At 31.8% G+C, this 16,417-nt stretch carries 15 protein-coding genes and 5 tRNA genes; 3 read left to right on the forward strand and 17 right to left on the reverse strand.

Annotated features, from left to right (window positions below; genetic code table 11):
* Nucleotides 1-22: 22 nt before the first annotated feature.
* The 11 genes from nusG to rpsU all read right to left on the reverse strand — a co-directional run bounded on the left by nusG (nt 23) and on the right by rpsU (nt 4,183).
* Nucleotides 23-571: a transcription termination/antitermination protein NusG gene (gene nusG, locus ABNT65_RS10715; RefSeq protein ID WP_348702466.1), complete on the reverse strand. Its 549-nt coding sequence runs from the start codon at nt 569-571 to the stop codon at nt 23-25.
* Nucleotides 572-573: 2 nt separating this feature from the next.
* Nucleotides 574-765, reverse strand: a complete 192-nt coding sequence (gene secE / locus ABNT65_RS10720) for a preprotein translocase subunit SecE (protein ID WP_348702418.1) — start codon at nt 763-765, stop codon at nt 574-576.
* Nucleotides 766-822: 57 nt separating this feature from the next.
* Nucleotides 823-895: transfer RNA gene (locus ABNT65_RS10725), tRNA-Trp, on the reverse strand.
* Between the two features lie 62 nt (nt 896-957).
* Nucleotides 958-2,145 carry an elongation factor Tu gene (gene tuf / locus ABNT65_RS10730; protein ID WP_348702416.1) on the reverse strand — a complete coding sequence of 396 codons (1,188 nt, stop codon included), beginning with the start codon at nt 2,143-2,145 and terminating at the stop codon, nt 958-960.
* A 72-nt stretch (nt 2,146-2,217) separates the two neighbouring features.
* Nucleotides 2,218-2,290, reverse strand: a tRNA-Thr gene (locus ABNT65_RS10735).
* A gap of 14 nt (nt 2,291-2,304) precedes the next feature.
* Nucleotides 2,305-2,377: transfer RNA gene (locus ABNT65_RS10740), tRNA-Gly, on the reverse strand.
* Between the two features lie 24 nt (nt 2,378-2,401).
* Nucleotides 2,402-2,484, reverse strand: a tRNA-Tyr gene (locus ABNT65_RS10745).
* A gap of 30 nt (nt 2,485-2,514) precedes the next feature.
* Nucleotides 2,515-2,588: transfer RNA gene (locus ABNT65_RS10750), tRNA-Thr, on the reverse strand.
* Between the two features lie 92 nt (nt 2,589-2,680).
* Complete coding sequence (gene hpf, locus ABNT65_RS10755) at nt 2,681-2,989, reverse strand: ribosome hibernation-promoting factor, HPF/YfiA family (RefSeq protein ID WP_348702415.1); 309 nt, start codon at nt 2,987-2,989, stop codon at nt 2,681-2,683.
* Nucleotides 2,990-3,002: 13 nt separating this feature from the next.
* The gene (locus tag ABNT65_RS10760) at nt 3,003-3,890 is read right to left on the reverse strand and encodes a tyrosine-type recombinase/integrase (protein ID WP_348745833.1); all 888 of its coding nucleotides are present in this window, start codon (nt 3,888-3,890) and stop codon (nt 3,003-3,005) included.
* A gap of 95 nt (nt 3,891-3,985) precedes the next feature.
* Entirely contained in the window at nt 3,986-4,183 is a 198-nt protein-coding gene (gene rpsU / locus ABNT65_RS10765) for a 30S ribosomal protein S21 (protein ID WP_348702411.1), read from the reverse strand.
* 148 nt (nt 4,184-4,331) lie between these two features.
* On the opposite strand from rpsU, the gene ABNT65_RS10770 reads away from it, so the two are divergent.
* Nucleotides 4,332-4,901, forward strand: a complete 570-nt coding sequence (locus ABNT65_RS10770; RefSeq protein ID WP_348702410.1) for a Crp/Fnr family transcriptional regulator — start codon at nt 4,332-4,334, stop codon at nt 4,899-4,901.
* A gap of 74 nt (nt 4,902-4,975) precedes the next feature.
* A complete protein-coding gene (locus tag ABNT65_RS10775) occupies nt 4,976-7,402 on the forward strand; it encodes a TonB-dependent receptor (RefSeq protein ID WP_348745834.1) in 2,427 nt (808 codons plus the stop codon).
* 69 nt (nt 7,403-7,471) lie between these two features.
* On the opposite strand, the gene ABNT65_RS10780 is transcribed toward ABNT65_RS10775, so the two are convergent.
* The 6 genes from ABNT65_RS10780 to ABNT65_RS10805 all read right to left on the reverse strand — a co-directional run bounded on the left by ABNT65_RS10780 (nt 7,472) and on the right by ABNT65_RS10805 (nt 13,380).
* On the reverse strand, nt 7,472-8,638 hold the full coding sequence (locus tag ABNT65_RS10780; protein WP_348702407.1) for an acyl-CoA dehydrogenase family protein: 1,167 nt from the start codon (nt 8,636-8,638) through the stop codon (nt 7,472-7,474).
* A 30-nt stretch (nt 8,639-8,668) separates the two neighbouring features.
* On the reverse strand, nt 8,669-9,559 hold the full coding sequence (locus ABNT65_RS10785) for a helix-hairpin-helix domain-containing protein (protein WP_348745835.1): 891 nt from the start codon (nt 9,557-9,559) through the stop codon (nt 8,669-8,671).
* A gap of 10 nt (nt 9,560-9,569) precedes the next feature.
* On the reverse strand, nt 9,570-11,150 hold the full coding sequence (locus ABNT65_RS10790; RefSeq protein ID WP_348745836.1) for an alanine/glycine:cation symporter family protein: 1,581 nt from the start codon (nt 11,148-11,150) through the stop codon (nt 9,570-9,572).
* 168 nt (nt 11,151-11,318) lie between these two features.
* Nucleotides 11,319-12,320, reverse strand: coding sequence for a potassium channel protein (locus ABNT65_RS10795; protein WP_348747827.1), 1,002 nt, complete (start codon nt 12,318-12,320; stop codon nt 11,319-11,321).
* A 2-nt stretch (nt 12,321-12,322) separates the two neighbouring features.
* Nucleotides 12,323-12,553: a PspC domain-containing protein gene (locus ABNT65_RS10800; RefSeq protein WP_348702403.1), complete on the reverse strand. Its 231-nt coding sequence runs from the start codon at nt 12,551-12,553 to the stop codon at nt 12,323-12,325.
* A complete protein-coding gene (locus tag ABNT65_RS10805; protein WP_348702401.1) occupies nt 12,550-13,380 on the reverse strand; it encodes a class I SAM-dependent methyltransferase in 831 nt (276 codons plus the stop codon). Before ABNT65_RS10805 ends, ABNT65_RS10800 begins: the two co-directional genes overlap by 4 nt.
* Nucleotides 13,381-13,473: 93 nt before the next feature.
* Here ABNT65_RS10805 and uvrA point away from each other — a divergent pair, with 93 nt between their 5' ends.
* On the forward strand, nt 13,474-16,296 hold the full coding sequence (uvrA, locus tag ABNT65_RS10810) for an excinuclease ABC subunit UvrA (RefSeq protein ID WP_348745837.1): 2,823 nt from the start codon (nt 13,474-13,476) through the stop codon (nt 16,294-16,296).
* Nucleotides 16,297-16,417 lie beyond the last annotated feature (121 nt).

Raw genomic sequence — 16,417 nt, forward strand, 5'->3', positions numbered from 1 at the left:
CATTAAAATATAGATGTAACAATTATATTTTCTCTACTTGCATGTAATTTAACTCTAACGGTGTCTTCCTTCCGAATATCTTCACCATTACTTCTAATTTACGTTTTTCTTCATTTACATTCTCAACAGTTCCGTCAAAACCATTAAATGGCCCATCAATAACCTTAACTGTCTCTCCAACACTGTAAGGTATAACTACATTCTCATCTTTTACAGATAATTCATCAACCTTACCTAACATTCTATTAACCTCAGACTTTCTCATTGGTACCGGGTCTCCTCCTTTAGTCTCACCTAAAAAACCAATAACCCCAGTTACAGCCTTTATTACGTGTGGTACTTCCCCTGCTAAATTAGCTTCTACCATGACATATCCTGGAAAATAAACGCGTTCTCTGTTTATTTTTTTCCCATTTCTTACCTGAATAACTTTTTCTGTAGGAACAATAACTTGGTTAACAAAATCAGATAAACCATGACGAGCTATTTCAGTCTCGATATAAGTTTTTACTTTATTTTCTTGTCCACCGATAGCCCTAACTACGTACCACTTCATCACCGAATCAGCCATCATTAAAACATTTTAAAGAAGTTATCTAATCCTGTTTGAAAAACTTTATCAATAGCTGCTACAACTAATGCAAAAGCAATAGTAAAAGCTGCTACTACTACTGTTGACTTTTGAGCTTCTTCACGAGACACCCAAGTCATATTTGTGTTTAATTCTTCAAAAGAATCCTTGATGTATTGTATAAAGTTATTCATGTGTTTTTATCCTTTTAACGAGTTGCAGTAAAACAACTACAACTCGCTTTAAATTTGCACGGGTTGAGAGACTCGAACTCCCGACACCTGGTTTTGGAGACCAGTGCTCTACCAACTGAGCTAAACCCGTTTTTCATTTTAATGGAGTCTCTCTATAAAAGAGACTCCATATGCTTTATATTAAACTTGTAATTAGTCTAAAATTTCAGTTACCTGACCAGCTCCAACTGTTCTACCTCCTTCACGGATAGCGAACTGTAAACCTACGTTTAATGCGATTGGCTGGATTAAATCAACAGTAATTGTTAAGTTATCACCTGGCATAACCATTTCTACACCATCAGGTAAACCAATGTTACCAGTTACATCAGTTGTACGTACGTAAAACTGTGGACGGTAGTTATTGTGGAAAGGAGTGTGACGACCACCTTCTTCTTTCTTCAAGATATATACCTCAGCTTTAAACTTAGCGTGTGGAGTTACAGAACCTGGCTTACAGATTACCATTCCTCTCTTGATATCAGTTTTATCAATACCTCTTAATAAGATACCTGCATTATCTCCAGCTTCTCCTCTATCTAAAATTTGACGGAACATCTCGATACCAGTTACTGTAGAAGTTAACTTCTCAGTTCCCATACCAATAATATCTACAGGATCTCCAGAGTTAATAATACCAGTTTCGATACGTCCAGTTGCTACAGTACCACGACCTGTAATAGAGAATACATCCTCAATTGGCATTAAGAAATCCTTTTCAGTATCTCTTGGTGGCTCTTCAATCCAAGTATCAACAGCTTCCATTAATTCTAAAACTGTATCAACCCACTTTTGCTCACCATTTAAAGCACCTAAAGCAGAACCCATTACAACAGGACCATTATCTCCATCATACTCATAGAAAGATAATAAATCTCTTACTTCCATTTCTACTAACTCTAATAACTCCTCATCATCAACCATATCAACTTTGTTTAAGAAAACAACGATACGAGGAATACCTACCTGACGACCTAATAAGATGTGCTCACGAGTTTGAGGCATTGGACCATCAGTAGCAGCAACTACTAAGATAGCACCATCCATTTGCGCAGCTCCAGTTACCATGTTCTTTACATAATCCGCGTGACCAGGACAGTCAACGTGTGCATAGTGACGGTTTGCTGTTGCATACTCTACGTGAGAAGAGTTAATTGTGATACCTCTTTCTTTTTCTTCTGGAGCATTATCAATTTGATCAAAAGCTCTTTGCTCAGAATATCCTGCATCAGCTAAAACTTTAGTGATTGCTGCAGTTAAAGTAGTTTTACCGTGATCTACGTGACCGATAGTACCTACATTTAAGTGTGGTTTCGAACGATCATAAGTTCCTTTTGCCATGATTATTAATTTTAATTCTTAGTTAAATATATTTAGTGTTACTTTAAAACTTTTTAAAAAAACTCTAAAAAGAGCCAATGACGGGATTTGAACCCGTGACCTCATCCCTACCAAGGATGCGCTCTACCAACTGAGCTACACCGGCTTGGAAATTTTTAGAGCGGGAGACCGGGTTCGAACCGGCGACATTCAGCTTGGAAGGCTGACGCTCTACCAACTGAGCTACTCCCGCTTTTAAATTTAAAAAAGTTATTAGTGGGGAGAGCAGGATTCGAACCTGCGAAGTCGAAAGACAACGGAGTTACAGTCCGTCCCATTTGGCCGCTCTGGAATCTCCCCGAAAAACTTTTAAATATTTTAATGAACTTGAGCCGATAGAGGGACTCGAACCCACGACCTGCTGATTACAAATCAGCTGCTCTAGCCAGCTGAGCTATATCGGCTTTTTACTGCTATAAAAAACAGCCCGCTATTTCTAACGGACTGCAAATGTAAAAAGTAATTTTTGATTTTTAAAACTTTTTCTAATTATTTTTTACAAAGCTAATATTGTTCTTGATTTTTCTTTCGATTTACGCAACTGCCTTTTTAGTGATTCCACACTGATACTCACACCCTCTTCAAAGGTTTTGCACTGTTTTTTTACCATTAATTCATTTCCAGGTATATTAATTTTAACTTCAGTAACTTTATTTTCTTTTTCACTTGTTTTTTGCACTTTTAAAAAAACTTCCACATCAACAATCTTGTCATGAAACTTTTCCAAGTTTCCAACCTTCTTTTCAATATAATTTATCAATTTTTGATCTGCATTGAAGTTAATAGATTGTGTAAATACCTTCATAATCTTCCAATTTTTAGTCTGACTCCCTAGGGTGAGTCTTATTAAACACTCTTTTGATTTCCTCCAAGCTATTATGAGTATAGACTTGGGTAGAGGCTAAACTTGAATGCCCTAGCAATTCTTTAACCGAATTTAGCGACGCTCCATTATTTAACATATGCGTCGCAAACGCGTGTCTTAGTATATGAGGACTTTTTTTCGCCTTTGTTGACACTCTACTAAAATACGAATTTATTATCCGATAAACAAGTGTTTCATATATTTTAACTCCCTTTTTAGATACTAACAGGTATTCTCTATCTGCTTCTTTTAAGTTTTTTTTCTCTATCAAATAACGCTCTAAAGATTTTTGTACCAGAGGTAATAAAACAATTAATCGTTCTTTATTTCTTTTCCCCAAAACCTTAATAACTCCTCTCGCCAAATCAATATCCTTTTCTCTTATAGCTATTAACTCCGCCCTTCTTATCCCTGTTGCATACAACAATTCCACTATTAACCTATCCCTAACAAACTCAAAACCAACTCCTTCATTTAATAAATCAATAACTGCCTTTACTTCTTCTTTTGTAAAAGGCACACTAACTTTTTTTTGAACTTTTAAAGATTTATGTTTTGCTAAAGGATTCATTTTTATTTCTTCAATTTTTTGTAAAAAATTATAAAATGTTTTCAAAGAGCTAATTTTTCTATTTATAGTTCTGTTTGTTACTCCTTTCTCTACTAAATTAACAATCCATGTTCTTATTTGGTTATAATGCACTCCAACTAAACTTTCTTCATCAAAAGTTTTCACACAAAACTCTTCAAAAGACTCTAAATCTTTTTTATAAGCTGTAACTGTATGTTTTGAATATTTTTTTTCAACCTCTAAATATTCTAAAAACGCTTCTATTAGCATTCTATCTAATTTAAAATTACCCCATTTTACAAAAAAAATCTCGCATTGTATATACAATGCGAGACCTAATTATCTTAATAAAGACTAAAAATTCTCTATCCTACTTCTTCTTGAGTTCTTAATCTTTGTACATAAGCTGCTTTAATTTTTTGAGCTCTTTTTGCTACAGAGGGTTTAGTAAACTGCTTTCTACCACGCAATTGCCTCATTGTTTTAGTACGATCAAATTTACGTTTATAACGCTTTAATGCTCTATCAATATTCTCTCCTTCCTTAACTGGAATAATTAACATATTTTTGCACCTCCTTTCACTTACTTTTTATATTTTTAAAAGTTAATTGTTTTTTTGGGACTGCAAATTTACAAATTAATTATTAAACTCAATTTTAAATTATATTTTTTTTTTAATATTAACTTAAATATAATCAAAATCATAGCGTATGTATGCCTCTATTTTAAAGAAAGCTTTTGACCCTTATTATAATGCCCCTATAACTATTTGGGAGTATTTTTCGGATTTGTGTGAAGAGATTACGTTTAAAAAAAATCAAAAAATTAAAGAAGTAAATACCGTTTCAAAATTTGGGTATTTTTTACTAGAAGGGGCATGCGGTTTTTTTGTTTTCAAAAAAAATTACTTTGTTTGTACTGACCTTTATTTAGAAAATTGTTTTTTTGGAGACAACTCTTCTTTATTTACGGGTAAAGCTTCCCCTGTAGAAATTGTTGCTCTAGAAAACTCAAAACTATTACGTATAAGTAAATCCAATATTGATGAATTAAAAAAGATGCAGATTGGGGCTCTATTGTTTCATACTGGCGAACTACATTCTAATATAGAAAAACAGCAACAGCAAATTGAAATGATGACGATGACTGCTGAAGAAAAATATATGAATTTACTTGAAACTAATCCTGAAGTTTTAAAAAGAATACATCAAAAACATATTGCTTCTTATTTGGGAATTACCCCACAAAGTTTAAGCAGAATACGAAAAAAAGTACGCTAGTCATTTGTTACCAAATGGTAACTTTTTTAATAATTTGACTTTTTAGATTTGGCCATAAATAAAACATCTAAATTATGGCTAGGTATTTTTCAATACAGTTTTTTCTTTTCTTCTTTTTTTTCAATTTTACTCAGGCACAAACAACTCAAACAATTAAAGGAATTGTAACTGATAAATATAGCTCTATCCCATTATATAATGTTGCTATAGAAGTTATCAATAAGAAATCTAAGATTGGGACAGTAACTAATAACAAAGGTGAGTTTGAACTAAATAATCTCACTCCTGGCAACTACACATTAAGTTTTACAATAATAGGTTATACTCCTGTAACTGTAGAAAAACTAACCTTAACATCAGGAAAACAATTAAACATCAACATACTTATGGAAGAAGCTTCTGACATTTTAAATGAAATAGTTATTACCTCCCATTCAAAAAATAAAACAATCAACAACTTCACTTCCTTAAGTGCTCAGTCATTCTCTGTAAAAGAAACCGAAAAATATGCCGGCACTTTTGGAGACCCAGCTAGAATGGCTCTTAATTTTTCGGGTATAACAACCGCTGGTGATGCCAGAAATGATATAATCATAAGAGGTAACTCTCCTATAGGAGTATTATGGCGCATAGATGGTGTAGAAGTAAACAACCCTAATCACTATGCTTCTACAGGAACCACTGGAGGAAGTGTTAGCATTATAAATAACAATACATTACAAAACTCAGATTTTTTTATTAGTGCATTTCCAGCTGAATACGGAAATGCTTTTTCTGGCGTTTTTGACCTCAACTTAAGAAATGGTAATAAGAATAAATATGAATTAACTGGACAAATAGGTTATAATGGTGTTGAAGCAATGATTGAAGGTCCTTTTAATGAAAAGTATGATGGTTCATTTCTTTTATCCTATAGATACTCTGTATTGAGTTTACTTGATAAAATAAACCCTGAAGAAACTAAAGAGGCTGTTCCTAACTATCAGGATTTAACTTTTAAATTAAATTTTCCTTTAAAGAAAAATAATCTTTCTGTTTTTGGAATAGGCGGCTTAAGCAATATTAACTTTTTAGCTGAAAAATTACCTGATGATGCTGAGCAATATAGTTTATCAAAAGAAAGAGATTTATATAACGAATCTAATTTAGGCATTATAGGTGCTAATTACAAACACTTACTAAACGATAATTCTTATTTAAACTACAATATTTCTTATTCTACAAGTGAAATTATTACAAAGATTGATTCAGTTAAAACCGCTACTAATTCAACACCCAAAAAAACTAAACCTTTTTTTAGGTCTAAAAATAAAGATGATAAGCTTAACTTCTCATTAAGTTATAATAACAAAATAAACAGAAGAAACATTTTTAAATCTGGAATAACTTTTCAAAGACAATATGCTTCTTATATTGATAGTGCGGCTATAAATTATAAAAGGTTAGATTTAACTACTAATACATTAGTGGATACTATTGGTTTTATTAAAACGATAGATATTACAAATGGAAAATTGGATAATTTAAAGGTTTATACTCAGTGGCACCATCGTTTTTCTAAAGCTTTTAAAATGAACTTAGGAATTAATTTTCAGAAAATTTTATTAAACAATCAGTCTAGCATTGAACCTCGTATCAATTTCTCTTACAATTTATCCAAAAATAAAAAGATAGCTTTAGGCTACGGACTACACAGTAAAATACCGCCAATTATTAATTATTTTGCCTTATCAAATGGTCAAATTGATGAAATAATTATTGATAAACCAGCACTTACTAACTTAGATCTAAGCTTTATTAAATCCCACCACTTTGTAATTGGCTACAAACATAAATTTAACAGAAACCTACATTTGAATATAGAAACCTATTACCATTATCTTTTTAATATCCCTATAGAAAGAACTCCTTCTAATTTTTCACTTATCAATACAGGAGCTGCTTTTGCTCCAGTATACCGTACAAACCTTATTAATCAAGGAACTGGAAAAAATTACGGTATAGACTTTTCTATAGAGAGATTTCTATATAAAAAATGGTATGCTAAGCTTAATGCTTCTATTTTTGATTCAAAGTACAGAGGCAGCGATAAGATAGAAAGAAGTACCGCCTTTGCTTCTAACTATTCCTTTAAAGGTTTAGGCGGATATCAGCATAAAATAGATAAAAATATATCTGCAAATTTTAATACTACCATTAATTACTCTGGAGGCTCAAGAAAAAAACACATAGACCTTAAACAATCTATTTTAAAAAACAGAACTATTTATGATGATGAAAAAATTTACACTACTCGAGAGGAAGATTATTTCAGATTAGATTTTAGAATTTCATTACAAAGAAATAAAGATAATTATTCAGAAGAACTTGGAATTGATTTTATTAACGCTACTAATCATAAAAATACTTACTCCAGAGAATTTGACCCCAACACTGGAAATATTTCGAAAAACTATCAACAAAAATTCCTAGCCATGGTTATGTATAGAATTCATTTTTAGTTATAACAAAAAAAGAGTGTTTAATTTAATAGACACTCTTTTTATACTTTCCAATTTACAGATTTAAAACTATGTAGCTGGTTTATATTCTTTTTTATCAATTACCATTTTAGCTATTATTTCTTTCAAAATCTCTGAAGTTCCACCTCCAATAGGTCCTAAACGACTATCCCTTAAAAGTCTTGCCATTGGATACTCTTCCATATAACCATAACCTCCTAATAACTGTAATGCATCATAAATAACTTCATCAGCCATTTTTGTAGACAACAACTTACTCATGCTTGCCTCTTTGACCACATATTGCCCATCATTTAAACGTTTAGCTATTGAATAATTATACTCTCTACACATATCAACCTTACTAGCCATTTCGGCAACTTTATGTCTTAATGCCTGAAACTTATTAAGATTTTGACCAAAAGCCTCTCTCTCTCCCATGTACTGAATAGCATAATTCACAGCATATTCAGCTCTAGCATGTGCATTAATTCCCATTACAAGTCTTTCTAATGCAAAATGTTGCATTATATAAGAGAACCCCATTCCTTCTTCTCCCATTAAATTTTCTTTAGGCACAATAACATTATCAAAAGCTATCTCTGCAGTATCTGAAGCTCTCCAACCTAATTTATCTAGCTTTGTAGAAGACACTCCTTTACTATCTCTATCAATAACAAAAATACTCATCCCACGATGTTTCTCTTCAGAATTTGTTTTTGCTGCTACGACCAAATAATCTGAGTACACACCATTAGTTATAAACGTTTTAGAACCATTTAAAACATAATGATCCCCATCTTTGACAGCTGTTGTTCTCATTCCTGCTACATCACTCCCTCCAAATGGTTCTGTAATACACAAACAACCAATCTTTTCTCCATCAATACTCGGAGCTAAATATTCTTTTTTAATACGATCATCTCCTTCTTTATTAAGATGTGTCATTGCTAAATAAGCATGTGCCCACATATTAGCAGCAAATCCACCTGAGTTTATTTTTTGCAATTCCTCCAAAAATATAACCGTATAAAAAAGATCTAAACCTAATCCTCCATATTCTTCAGGCTGATTCAGCCCAAAATATCCCATTTCTCCAAACTTCTTCCATATGAATCTTTCAACTGCTCCATCCTTTTCCCATTTTTCTATGTGTGGAACTACTTCTTTTTGCAAGAAGTCCTTAAAACTTTGACGAAAAGCCTCATGCTCTTCAGTAAAGTACATACTATTCATCGGTATTTATTAAATTAGTTGTTGTTTTGTTTATTTTGCTTCCAAATATAATACTATTCTATCGTATTTACTCATTGGGAAGCCTGTTATGTTTTTTATTTCTGATATATCCTGAATCTCAGCAACTTCCTCTTTATAATCCAATATACTCTTACACAATTCATAATCTACATAAGGTATTTTTAAAAGCTGTTTAAAAGATACGGTATTAACATTTAATCTATTAATTTTAGGCTTTTGAAGAATCTTAAAAACTGTTAATATTTCATTACTTTGTTTTTTTGTCATTCCAAAAACCTCACCTAATTGCGATTCAAACGTATACCCTTTAATTTTTTCTCTATACTTGATTATTCGATTAGCTAACTCGATATCCAAATCTAACTCTTGTGATAAGTCATAAGAACTAACTGAATTAATATCTTTTAAAACCTTTCTCTTACCTTCTTTGTATTCTATAGATTTAATCTTTTTATTTTTCCTTACTTTATTTCTTTTTCTATTTCTTTCAACCACCCAATCAGGAAACTTAAAATAAGGACTTATAATATTCAGTAAAGAATCAGAAACCCCTGTTACTCTTTGAAAGTCTTCTACAGAATTTATATACTTATTCCTTTTTCTATGTATATGAAGCCTATCGATTTGATCAACATTCATTCCTAATTTATACCCTTTAAAATCTGAGATATAATTTGGGTTAAAAGGTTTGATTACAAATTTACCACTTCTTTTTTTATTTTTTTTTAAACTATCGACTATTGCTATATAATGACTCTCCTCTGCTGTATCAACTTCTGGTTCATTTGAAAAATCAACAAACATATATATTGCTTGCAAGAAAACAATAATCGTACCCAAAAAGAAAACCCCATTTCTTTGGCTTTTAGTATACCAGAAATGAGGTTTAAATATTTTCATTTTTAAAATTTTATACTTTCAAAACTCCTATTGCTTTCAAATATTTTGACAGCTCTTCTTTTACCTTAGGGAATAAGAAAAATAATCCTATTACATTAGGCACAGCCATTGCAAAAATCATTGCATCTGAAAAATCAGTAACCGCCCCTAAACTAGCTACTGAACCTATTATAACAAATAAACAAAATAAGATTTTATATGCATAATCAGAAGCTTTAGATCTTCCAAATAAAAACATCCATCCTTGTAAACCATAATAAGACCACGATAACATTGTTGAAAATGCAAATAACACTACTGCAATTGTCAGTACATACGGAAACCAAGGTAAAACTGAAGCAAATGCCTTAGAAGTAGCTAAAACTCCATCAGGAGACTTAACTCCATAAGTCATTATATCACCATTCCCATTTGTTATTATAATAACTAAAGCAGTCATTGTACAAACTACAACAGTATCGATAAAAGGCTCTAACAATGCAACTAACCCTTCTGATGCAGGGTATTTAGTTTTTACCGCAGAATGTGCTATTGCTGCTGAACCTACTCCTGCTTCATTTGAAAAAGCAGCTCTTTGAAAACCAATAATCAATACACCTAAAAGCCCACCAGATATTCCTTTTGCATTAAACGCCCCATCAATTATCTGTCCAAAAGCTGATCCTATTTGAGATATATTAGCTATTAATATTATCATTGCTGCTATAAAATAAATCCCAACCATAAAAGGCACTATTTTCTCAGTTATGTTACCTATTCTTTTAATACCTCCAATTATTACAACTGCAACTAAGGCTGACATTATTAAACCGAAAACAAGTGCTGAAGATAAAGAACTAGACCCAATCATAGTTGTAAATTGCTGAGCTGCTTGGTTTGCTTGAAACATATTCCCTCCTCCAAAAGAACCACCTACAACCATTACTGCAAAAACAGCCGCTAAAACTTTACCTAATCCGCTTTTACCAACATCTGTTAATCCTTTTTTAAGATAATACATTGGCCCTCCATAAACTGTTCCATCTTCACCAACATCTCTATACTTTACACCTAATGTACATTCCACAAACTTTGAAGACATCCCTACTAAGCCAGCCACAATCATCCAAAAAGTAGCTCCAGGCCCTCCTAATGACAGAGCTACAGCAACACCTGCAATATTACCTAAACCTACCGTTCCTGATAAAGCAGCTGTTAAAGCTTGAAAATGTGAAACCTCTCCTTCCTCTCCTTCAACTCTAATAGTTTCAATAGCATCTCCTCCTGGTGTTGGATCGCCTGCCATAACTCCAGAAGTAGCATGATCTACATCGTCATATTTACCTCTTACAATATTTATTGAAACAGGAAACAATCTAACATTTACAAACTTGAATATTATCGTAAATATTAACCCTGCTAATAAAAGCATAATGATTACTAAAGGCATTTCAACCCCACCTCCTAGATTTATTGGATAAAACACAATACCTCCCCATGCATCTGCTACTGGTTTAAAGCCCTCATTAATTTTTTCAGCTAACCCTTTTTCTTGGGCAAAAGTCAGCATTGGAATTAGTAACATTAATAGTGATAGAAGTTTTTTCTTCATAATATAAATATAAGTTAATAGTCTTTTTTGAATTAGTAGCCCGCAATATCTTAAAAAATTGAAGTTTTCCCAACTTTTATACGTTAAAAGTCCTTTTTAAAACAAGCATGATTATTTTTTAATGAATATTTTTCACTTCTTATAATTAGCAATTTTTATATTTTTAAATTAAAACAATTGTCTTAATTTGTTTATTTGTTCAGGTTTTCCTAATACAATTAAATTAGAATCTTTAGTTAAAATAGTTGAAGCTTCTGGATTGATCACATACTCTTGTTCTAATGTCTTGAAACCAATAACCGTACAACCTGTTTTTTTTCTAAGATCTAAATCTAAAATTGTTTTACCAACATATATATCAGGTAAATTATTCACTGATACTTCTTCCAAATTAGCTGTCGTTTCTCCTTCAATTGTTAACTGATCAACAAATTCAATAACATCGGGTGTCACCACTAAAGTAGCCATATGCGCTCCACCTAACTTATCTGGCATAATTACATTATCTGCTCCTGCTATTTTTAATTTATTTACAGTAGTTTCTTTGGATGCTCTACTTATTATTTTACATTTATTACTCAACTGTTTTGCTGTTAACACCACAAATAAGTTATCTGCATCAGAAGGCAAGGCAGTAATTAAGCTATTTGCATTAAATATTCCAGCTCTTATTAAAGTCTCATCACTTGTTGCATCTCCTTCAATATTCAGTATCCCTTCTTCGTCCATTTTTTTTATAAGCTCTTTGTTTTTTTCAACCACTACAAACTTTTGCTTATAATTCCTCAACTTGACTATGGCTTGTTTACCGTTTCTCCCGAAACCACAGACTATAGTATGCTTTTGTAAATCTTCAATTTTCTTCTGCACTCTTTTTTGTTTTATTTGTTTAAAAAATTCACCACTTACTAAATATTCTGAAAATATAGAAATGGCATAACCAAAGATAGAAATACTTGATAAGAGTAGAAAAATAGAGAACATCTTATCATAAGCATCAAAGGGCTTGACTTCTCCAAACCCAACAGTAGTAACTGTTATCACTGTCATATACAAAGCATCGATAAAGTTGTAATCAGCTATCATCATAAAACCAATTACCCCTATTATTAACACTAATAACATTAACATTAATGCCTTATACAAACGAGATTTAAACAGTCTATTCATCATTATAAATCAAAAACAGAACTACGTTTGGTATAAATCATATCTTTTAACCTTAATAAAAAAGCTAATGTTAAATACAAACCAAAGGATAAACCTACAGTTACAAAAGATATGTATATGAAAAATAGCCTAACATTTACTGCTCGCATTCCCAACCTATCTGCTAGTCTTGAAGACACATAAAATCCGTTTCTTTCAAAAAAAAGTCTAACTGAATGAATAAATCTCATCATATTGTTCTTTTTAAAATGTAAAAGTTCTCGTTTAAAATTAAATCTTTATCTAAATTGACTTTGTTCTTATATTTTTCTGACAAACTAAAATAATCCTGATGGTTACTCAATTTATATTTAGGTATTTTTAAATAAAATTCATCTTCTATAGTTTGCCAATCAGATGATTTAGTTTTTGATACCTTTTTATTAAAAAATTGTAAAAGTTTATGAAATGCTTTTGTTTGTTTTAAACTATTTTGAAAAGAAGCACTTCCTATGCAATCTCCTTTTATTTGTAATTTAGAAAAAAAATAAAATAAATTCTCAGTATCTTTTCTTGTCAAAAAAAACAAAACGCCTTCTATTAAAATAAAACAAGATCTATTTTTAACTATCTTCTTTAGTTGTAGAAGTAACTTCTCTTGATAACTTTCTCTAAAATCTACCCCAATAAAATGTAGTTCTCGTTTAGGCAATTCACCTATTTCTTGAAACTCTTTAATCTTTTGTTTCTTATAAGTTATTACTTCAAACTTATCTATTTCAACATTAATTATTTTTTCATTTAATAAAAAAGGATACATGCTAAAACCACACCCAAAATTTATAAGTACTTCTGGATTTGCTTTTTTTATTTCTTCCAGAAAAAACCTATTACGTAAACAATGGGTTAACACTTCTTCTGAGCTAACTTCTTCTAAATACTCTTTTAACCAAGTATTTGTTTTAGAGTTGCTCCATAATTTAGCATAGATATCACCACTCAAGTTTTCATTTAATGACCTGAATGTTGAGATAACAAAAGCAGTTTCGTGTATTTCTATATTTTGGTTTTGTTGTTGCATAAACTACATGCAAGATACTATTTTGTTCACACCTACTGAACTAAAATAAATAAGTATTGCTTAAATTTGCTTCTTTCTCTAAAAAAGAACAACTTGAAGGAACAGGAGTACATTGAAGTTTATGGGGCTAGAGCTCATAATTTGAAGAATATTGATATAAAAATCCCTCGTGAAAAGCTAGTCGTTATCACTGGATTAAGTGGAAGTGGTAAATCTTCTTTAGCTTTTGATACAATTTATGCGGAAGGACAACGAAGGTATATTGAGACTTTCTCTGCGTATGCTCGACAGTTTTTAGGTGGATTGGAAAGGCCTGATGTTGATAAAATTGACGGACTTTCTCCTGTGATTTCAATTGAGCAAAAAACCACTAATAAGAGTCCTAGATCTACCGTAGGAACGATTACAGAGATTTATGATTTTTTACGTCTGTTGTTTTCTAGAGCTTCTGAAGCTTATTCTTATAATACTGGCGAAAAAATGGTCAGTTATTCAGACGAACAAATTAAAGATTTAATCCTAAAAGATTTCAACAACAAACGAATTGCTGTTTTAGCTCCTTTAATCAAATCTAGAAAAGGACATTACCGTGAGCTTTTTGAACAAATTTCTAAACAAGGCTTTGTTCGTGTTAGAGTAGATGGAGAAATTCGTGAAATTGAAAAAGGGATGAAACTAGACCGATACAAAACGCACGACATTGAAGTGGTTATTGATCGTTTAGCTGTAAACGAAAATGCTGAAAAAAGATTAGAGGAAACTATAAAAACAGCACTTTATACGGGAAATAATATTTTAATGGTTATTGATGTAGAGGAAGAAAAGCCTCGTTATTTCAGTCGAGAATTAATGTGCCCTTCTACCGGGATTGCTTACCCTAATCCTGAACCTAATACTTTTTCTTTTAATTCTCCTAAAGGTGCTTGTAATACTTGTAATGGTTTAGGAACTACCAATGAAATTAATCTTAAAAAAGTAATTCCTGACGACACAATTTCTATCAAAAATGGTGGAATTGCACCACTTGGTGAACAAAAAAACAGTTGGATTTTTAAACAACTGCAAAACATAGCCAATCGTTATAACTTTAAACTAAGCGACCCCGTAAATACCATTCCAAAAGATGCTATGGAGATTATTCTTCATGGAGGTAATGAAAAATTTGAAATTCAATCCAAAGTAGCTGGAGTTACCCGAAATTATGAAATAGATTTTGAGGGTATTGTTGCTTTTATAGAGAACCAATACAAAGAATCTGACAGCACCTCTATAAAAAGGTGGGCTAAAGGTTTTATGGATGAAGTTTCTTGCTCTTCTTGCAAGGGAAAGCGATTAAAAAAGGAGGCACTTCATTTTAAAGTTTTGGATAGAAACATTAGCGACCTTGCGCAAATGGACGTGGTTGAATTAGCAAATTGGTTTAAAAATGTTGAAAAAAAACTATCTGATAAACAACTTAAAATTGCTTCTGAAATTTTAAAAGAAATTAGAACTAGAATTCAATTTTTATTAGATGTTGGACTTGACTACCTTACTTTAGACAGAACCTCCAAGTCTTTGTCTGGAGGAGAAGCACAACGAATTCGTTTAGCTACTCAAATTGGCTCACAATTAGTTGGCGTACTCTATATTTTAGATGAACCAAGTATTGGACTCCATCAACGCGATAATGAAAAATTAATTCATTCTTTGATAAAATTACGTGATGTTGGGAACTCTGTTTTGGTAGTGGAACATGATGAAGATATGATTAAACAAGCCGATTTTGTACTAGATATTGGCCCTGGTGCTGGAAGGCATGGTGGAGAAATTGTTAGTAAAGGTTCTTTTAATGATTTGAAATCACACAGTACGTTAACCGCTGATTATTTAGCCAAGAGAAAAACGATTGAGGTTCCTAAAAAAAGAAGAGAAGGAAATGGAAACAGTATAAAACTAAGTGGAGCAACAGGGAACAACTTAAAAAATGTTTCTGTCGAATTCCCTTTAGGAAAAATGATTTGCGTAACTGGTGTTTCTGGAAGTGGTAAATCTACCTTAATTAACGAAACACTTTACCCTATATTAAATGCACATATTTATAGAGGTGTAAAAAAGCCAATGCCTTATACAGCTATTGAAGGATTAGAGCATATTGACAAAGTAATTGACATTGATCAATCTCCAATTGGAAGAACTCCTAGATCAAACCCAGCAACCTATACTGGAGTCTTTAGTGAAATAAGAAGTCTATTTTCCAAAACTCCTGAAGCCTCTATAAGAGGTTATAAACCTGGACGTTTTAGTTTCAATGTAAAAGGCGGACGTTGTGAAACCTGCCAAGGTGGTGGTGTTCGTGTTATTGAAATGAATTTCTTACCAGATGTACATGTTGAATGTGAAACTTGTCAAGGAAAACGTTTTAATAGAGAAACGTTAGAAATTAGATATAAAGGAAAATCTATTTCTGATGTTTTAAATATGACTATTAATGAAGCTACTGACTTTTTTGAGCATATTCCAAAAATATTCCGAAAGTTAAAAACGATTAAAGATGTAGGTTTAGGCTATATTACATTAGGACAACAATCTACTACTCTATCTGGTGGTGAAGCACAACGTATTAAATTAGCTTCTGAACTTTCTAAAAGGGATACTGGTAATACTTTTTATATTTTAGACGAACCCACCACAGGGCTACATTTTGAAGACATCCGTGTTTTAATGGACGTTTTAAACAAACTAACTAATAAAGGTAATACCGTTTTAATTATAGAACATAATCTTGATGTTATAAAACTTGCCGACCATATTATTGATGTAGGTTTGGAAGGCGGTAAAGGTGGTGGCCAAATTTTAGCCACAGGAACTCCTGAAGAAGTTTGCAAACATAAAACTAGTTACACCGCTAAATTCTTAAAGAAAGAACTTAATTAATCTCTATTTACAAAAGGGAAAATTACTTTTTATAAAAAAACTACCCATTTTGGGTGGGAAAATTCTTGTTTGCCATTATTAGATTTGTCTTGGGAATAACTTCTAACACACACTAATATAT

The organism is Tenacibaculum sp. 190524A02b (assembly GCF_964036645.1).
GTDB classification, from domain to species: Bacteria; Bacteroidota; Bacteroidia; order Flavobacteriales; family Flavobacteriaceae; genus Polaribacter; species Polaribacter vairaonense.

Coding starts and splice junctions, on each gene's coding strand:
- ABNT65_RS10770 (WP_348702410.1), top strand. CDS start 4,332: ATGTATGCCTCTATTTTAAAGAAAGCTTTTGACCCTTATTATAATGCC.
- rpsU (WP_348702411.1), bottom strand. CDS start 4,183: ATGTTAATTATTCCAGTTAAGGAAGGAGAGAATATTGATAGAGCATTA.
- hpf (WP_348702415.1), bottom strand. CDS start 2,989: ATGAAGGTATTTACACAATCTATTAACTTCAATGCAGATCAAAAATTG.
- ABNT65_RS10800 (WP_348702403.1), bottom strand. CDS start 12,553: ATGATGAGATTTATTCATTCAGTTAGACTTTTTTTTGAAAGAAACGGA.
- ABNT65_RS10775 (WP_348745834.1), top strand. CDS start 4,976: ATGGCTAGGTATTTTTCAATACAGTTTTTTCTTTTCTTCTTTTTTTTC.
- ABNT65_RS10805 (WP_348702401.1), bottom strand. CDS start 13,380: ATGCAACAACAAAACCAAAATATAGAAATACACGAAACTGCTTTTGTT.
- ABNT65_RS10785 (WP_348745835.1), bottom strand. CDS start 9,559: ATGAAAATATTTAAACCTCATTTCTGGTATACTAAAAGCCAAAGAAAT.
- tuf (WP_348702416.1), bottom strand. CDS start 2,145: ATGGCAAAAGGAACTTATGATCGTTCGAAACCACACTTAAATGTAGGT.
- ABNT65_RS10760 (WP_348745833.1), bottom strand. CDS start 3,890: ATGCTAATAGAAGCGTTTTTAGAATATTTAGAGGTTGAAAAAAAATAT.
- secE (WP_348702418.1), bottom strand. CDS start 765: ATGAATAACTTTATACAATACATCAAGGATTCTTTTGAAGAATTAAAC.
- nusG (WP_348702466.1), bottom strand. CDS start 571: ATGGCTGATTCGGTGATGAAGTGGTACGTAGTTAGGGCTATCGGTGGA.
- ABNT65_RS10790 (WP_348745836.1), bottom strand. CDS start 11,150: ATGAAGAAAAAACTTCTATCACTATTAATGTTACTAATTCCAATGCTG.
- ABNT65_RS10780 (WP_348702407.1), bottom strand. CDS start 8,638: ATGAATAGTATGTACTTTACTGAAGAGCATGAGGCTTTTCGTCAAAGT.
- ABNT65_RS10795 (WP_348747827.1), bottom strand. CDS start 12,320: ATGAATAGACTGTTTAAATCTCGTTTGTATAAGGCATTAATGTTAATG.